The sequence below is a fragment of the uncultured Methanofollis sp. genome, assembly GCF_937919355.1.
GTDB lineage: Archaea > Halobacteriota > Methanomicrobia > Methanomicrobiales > Methanofollaceae > Methanofollis.
Window position 1 is genome coordinate 1 of the sequence record NZ_CALFSA010000123.1, and the last position, 5,541, is coordinate 5,541.

At 59.3% G+C, this 5,541-nt stretch carries 2 protein-coding genes and 1 pseudogene; all 3 read left to right on the forward strand.

Features of this window, described 5'->3' with window-relative positions:
• A pseudogene (locus tag Q0520_RS05745) lies at positions 1-593 on the forward strand (thymidine phosphorylase); the annotation flags it as partial.
• Entirely contained in the window at positions 583-1,992 is a 1,410-nt protein-coding gene (locus Q0520_RS05750; RefSeq protein WP_298667515.1) for a collagen binding domain-containing protein, read from the forward strand. The pseudogene Q0520_RS05745 and the gene Q0520_RS05750, both read left to right, overlap by 11 nt.
• 298 nt (positions 1,993-2,290) lie before the next feature.
• Positions 2,291-5,236 carry an Ig-like domain-containing protein gene (locus Q0520_RS05755; protein WP_298667517.1) on the forward strand — a complete coding sequence of 982 codons (2,946 nt, stop codon included), beginning with the start codon at positions 2,291-2,293 and terminating at the stop codon, positions 5,234-5,236.
• Positions 5,237-5,541 lie beyond the last annotated feature (305 nt).

Consider the following 5,541-nt stretch of genomic DNA (forward strand, 5'->3'; position numbering starts at 1 on the left):
CCTACGGTGAGTCCCTTGTCGGCCACACCATCGGCCCGAAACTTGAAGTGAAGGAAGCGCTCTCCGTCCTCGAAGGTGCGAAAGAGCCGAACTCCCTCATCCAGAAGAGCCTTTCCATTGCCGGCATCCTCCTGGAGATGTCGGGGAAGGCGGCGCCCGGCCAGGGCTATACCACGGCCCAGGAGGTCCTCAGTTCAGGCAAAGCCCTTGCCAAGATGAAAGAGATCATCAAGGTGCAGGGCGGCAACTCCGACGTGACCGCGGCGTCGATCGTCCCGGGCGAGTTCCAGTTCGTCGTCAATGCCCCGACGAGCGGGTACGTGGTCGAGTTGAACAACAAGGCCCTCATCAGTCTTGCACGGGCCGCGGGCGCACCGCAGGACCAGGGTGCGGGTGTCCTGGTCCATGCAAAGAAAGGGACACAGGTCCGGGTCGGCGAACCTATCTTCACCGTGTATGCCGACCGGAAATGGCGCCTCCAGAAGGCGCTCGAAGTCGGTCGCCAGTTGATGCCGGTCGTCGTCGAGGGGATGCTCCTCGACCGCGTCCCCGGCAGGCACTGGGGACCGGGAGGTGAATCACATGGTATGTAAACTACGTTTCTTAGGTATTGCCGTCCTTGCTCTGCTCCTCTGCGGCACCGGCGTGCAGGCATCTACGCTTGTCGATGTGACTGTCGAGGACGCAGACAACGGCGACGCTCTCAAAGGAGCGACGGTCTATGTCGAAGGCAGTGATGAAGGCACCACCAACTCGCGCGGCGAGTTGTCCTACCGGCACTCGGAGTCCTCCCGCTATGACCTGAAGGTGACAAAGTCAGGTTACAGGGACTGGTCCGGGCGTATCGACGCCGACGACACCTCGGTGACCGTGCGCATGGACCGGAGTTCTCTCGACCTCAAGATCACCGTCTATGACGCCGACACCTTCCAGCCTGTCTCCGGCGTCTGGGTCGAGATCACCAACAAAGATGATGGTGAGAGAGATTCCGAAAAAACAGACTCAACAGGTCTTGCCACCTTCGAAGTGATGGCGAATGAGGACTATTCTGTCAAGGTCGAGGCGAAGGGGTACGACCTGTTGCAGAGGGATATCGAGGTCGACGATGAAGCCGAACCTGTCCAGTTCTGGCTCTATCCCGAGGGCAGGTTTGCCTTCCGTGTGCTTGACGCCAAGAGTCATACTCCGGTCGTCAATGCCACCGTCAAGGTCGGCGGGACGGTCCGGGGGACCACGGGTAGCGATGGCATTGTCACCACGGTCCTGGATACGGACAGGCGGTACCTCGTCGAGGTGACCCGGCCGACATACACCGACTACAGTCAGGAGGTGTATGTCAGGGAGAACGCGGTTCTCACCGATATCTTCCTCTCCAAGTCCACGTATCCTGTCTTCATAACCGTCTATGACGCCGAGAAGGTCCCCATGACCGGGGCAAGCGTCTCTATCGATGGTAAAGACGTCGGTGTGACCGACAGTTACGGGCGGTTCAGCCTCGAGTCGGTGGTGGCGGGCACGCACAGCATCGAGGTCAGTGCTCCGGGGTATGTCACCTGGAAGGGGACATGCAACTCCCTCGAGCAGAAGACTGACCTTGTTGCCGAACTCGTCCCGGTCTCCGCCCCTGTTGCGGTCATCGTCGGGAGTCCCGACCACAAGCCCCTTGCCGGCGTGGCAATCAGTGTGAACGGGACGGCACGGGGCGTCACCGGGGCTGACGGGACCCTGAAACTTGACCTTGCGCCCGGCAGTTACAACATCTCGGGAACACTCGAAGGCTACAGGCCCGCATATATGGTGCAGACAGTTGCAACCGGGTCCTCTGGCGAGTCCTGCCTCCTCACGATGCAACCCTCGGGCCTGCCCCTCGGCATCATCGGTGTTGTTGCAGTCATCCTCGTCCTTGTGGCGGTCGCCGGAGTGATCGTGGCAGGGAAGGTGGAGATGCCTGCCCGTCGCAGTCACCGGCCCGGGCGGCGTGGCGGTTTCTAAACTCTATTATCTTATTTTTCGATTTTTCGAGCGTATTCTGGGTCGTCCGCCCCTGCTCCTGTAATCGCATGTGGTGAATTATATTACTTTCTCTTTTTTACTCCCTCATATCTTTTTATTATAACTATTTTCCTATTATTAATCTATCTTTCTTAAAATCAGGCAATTATTTGGAGATAAAATGAATCGTCCTGTTTTATATGGAGATCCCGTCCTGTACATACCTGAGGGAGAAGATATGTCCTTACAACGATTCGGAATACTCCTTTTTGGTGTGCTGTTCCTGTGTTGTGCTGCGATGGCAGCTGCAGAACCTCAGGTGCACCTCCAGACCGGCACTCCATGGCTTGTCGCCGGTAGCGGGAGTACGTCAGCGGTCACGGTGACGGTGACAGACAGCGATGGAGCACCTCTTGCGGGACAGACCGTCACACTTTCCTGTGATCCCGCACAGGGTATGATATCCCCGTCCACTGTGACGACCGGGCCTGACGGTACCGCGACGGCGACCTTCAAGGTCGGAAAGAAGAGCGGTGCGGCGGCGATCACGGCGACGTCTGAATACACGGACGAAAATAATGCCTCACTGACTATTTCTTCGTCCTGTGATCAGATGATCGACCACGCCGCCCCATACAGTCTTGCGGCCCTTGAGTATGAGAGCGAGATCACCGTCGGGTCCACGACCGGCATCGTCCTTGCGATGGAGGATCGGTACGGTAACCGCGTCGACGCCCGCCGGGATGCCGAGACCGTCCGCTTCCAGGTCGGGTCGCCGGGAGGCAGGGCCGGGATCTCCGACGGGAGCGGGTACAGTGACGACGTTGTCCTGCCCGTGGACGAGGACGGGTATGTGACCGCCGACTTCAGGGCCGACCCGACGGCCGGTGAGAACATCATCTACGCCACCTTCCCGGGCACTATCGCCGCCACCACTCTCACGATCTACGGGGTTGGTAACGCCGTCCCGGCCTCGATCACCTGTTCTGTCGACCCCTATGCCGACCCTGTCCCCTGGGTCCCTGCTGACGGTGAGAGCACGTTCACCCTCACCTATACCCTGGAGGACGCCTATGGCAACCCGGCAGGGAACCGTTCCGTGCTGATCTCCGCCCTTGCCGGGGAGGACCGGTCGGCTGTCACGAACTCTGACGGTCAGGTCATGATCTCCTATGGACCAAAGGACGCCACCGGCACCGTGACGATCACGGCAAAGTCGGCTGACGACTCCTCTGTGACCTGTTCGCAGACCGTCGAGTTCACGAACACCGAACCGGTGAACATGCTCCTTTCGGCGAACCCCCAGTCCATGCCGAGCCGGGACGTGATGGACGACATGGTCGCCGAGGTCAGGGCGAAGGTCATGGACGAGAAGGGCAACCCTGTCTTCGGGGAGTCGGTCGCGTTTTCCCTTTCCAATATCAATACGGCAGGGTATACTGCCACGGCATCACCTGAACTGGTGGAGACGTCGGCGACCACCGACGGGGACGGTTATGCCGTTGTCCATTTCCGGCCGGGCGCCTTCACCCGCGACCGCAATGACCCCACCTACAGCCCCACGGCCACCGGAACCTGCGATGTCGTTGCCGTGTGGGGTGACGTCAGCCGCACCCTCCCTCTCACCTGGAAGAACTACCCCTACCTCTCTGTCTCCGCCTCGGTCGACCCCGAGACGGTCGAGGTGAATAAGACGGTGAATGTCACCCTCGCCCTCAAGGGCGACGGCTGGGCCCTCCAGCCCGACCCCATTGACGTCGTGCTCGTCGTCGACAGGTCAGGGAGCATGCAGTGGACGGACAGTTCAGGAAACGTCCGCCTTACGAGTGCGAAGACTGCTGCGTCCACTTTCATCGACCAGATGAACCCTGACCGCGACCGTGTCGGTCTCGTTTCCTTCTCCTCCGCCACGACGCTGGACAGGTATCTGACCGAAGACTTTGCGTCGGTGAAGAGCACCCTCCAGTCCCTGAGGGCGGAGGGCGCCACCCAGTTACGCCGGGCCATCTACGAGGCCGTGCGGATGCAGCAGCAGCAGGGGCGCCCCGAGGCGGTGAAGGCGATAATCGTCATGACCGACGGTGACTGGAACTATGACGGCAGTCCCATCGGCCATGGCACAGGCTACCCTGAGAGTTCGTCATGGGCCTACAGGTTCAGCGGCAGCAACCTTGAGCCCAACAACTACAGGTACTATGACGGCCTCGGCGGCACTCTCCTGACCGGGCAGAAATATGTACGGACATGGTCGGGTAGTTATTACACTGATTATCAGTACTGCCTCGACGGTGAATCGACCAACCAGAATATGTCCCGCTTCGCCTCCTCCAATGGCGTGAAACTGTACGCCATCACCTTCGCCTACGACCCGAGCACCACGGTCACTGAGACGATGGAGACCATGTCCACCTCGACAGGCGGGTTCTACGAGCACGCCCCCGGCGGCGACGAACTTGCCGAGATCTACAAAAAGATCGCCGGCGACCTGAAGACCGAGGCCGGTGTCGACACCATGATGGACCTCTCCTTCGAGAACGTCCAGGTGAACGACGCCCCTGTGCCGGGCGACGACGTTTTCGCCTACCGGTACATCCCCGGCACTTCGACGAACATCGCAAGCTGGATAGAGAACGAGACCGGTCGGCATGAGGTCACCCCCCTCCACACCGAGGACCAGACTGCCGACTGGGAGGACGACCAGAGCCTCCACTTCGATATCGGGACGGTCCGTCTCGGCCAGACCTGGACCGCCACCTACACCCTCAAGGTGCTCAGGGACGGGAACATCAATGTCTTCGGCCCGGGTTCGACGATCTCTTTCAATGGCGGCGCTGATACCCTCAGCCTCCCTGAGACCTTCCTCACTGCCGTCCCTGAACTGAACAACACCGGTCTGAAGAAGGCGTATCTCGCCCTCGACGCCCTCGACCGTATCGGTTCCGGGCCGGTCACCGACTTCCTGAAGGTGGGGTGGCACCTGAACTACACGGGCAACAGGACGGTCACCCAGAGACTCTCCTACTCCACTGACCGGGGGAAGACCTGGACCCCCTTCCTGACGATGACCCCCAGGGTTGCGGGTGAGCGCGACGAGCAGGCGAGCCTTGACGTCCGCTCCCTCGCCACAGGCAGGTACCTGATCCGTGTCCTGGCGACGGCGCCCGACGCTCCCGATGCCCGGGCCCAACTCGACAGGGAGATCCCGGTGGGCGACCTCCAGTCCAACAAGATCAGGCTGGAGTAACTCTCTTTTTTCCTTTTATTGCTCCAGACAATTTCTCCATCATCAGGTCCCTGTTGCCTTGCGGTCCCGCCACGGGGGCAATGGGGGCGATTTCCCGGGTCAGCTGTCATTTAAATCATGTAAAACAATATTTTACGGTTCTTTATATCTTTATAATGCCTTTTTTACATTTTTAAAAGTCAATATTCTATTGCAGATTTTTTTGAGTCGTATCACCCGCCACATTATATCGATACATTAATCTATTATTGCTGATTTTATGGATCTTCGGTGGCGAAGGCATGCGGATATCATATTACGGCATC

Bases quoted from the DNA above. Each gene is read 5' to 3' on its own strand.
- Q0520_RS05750 (WP_298667515.1), top strand. From the start codon at position 583: ATGGTATGTAAACTACGTTTCTTAGGTATTGCCGTCCTTGCTCTGCTC.
- Q0520_RS05755 (WP_298667517.1), top strand. From the start codon at position 2,291: ATGGCAGCTGCAGAACCTCAGGTGCACCTCCAGACCGGCACTCCATGG.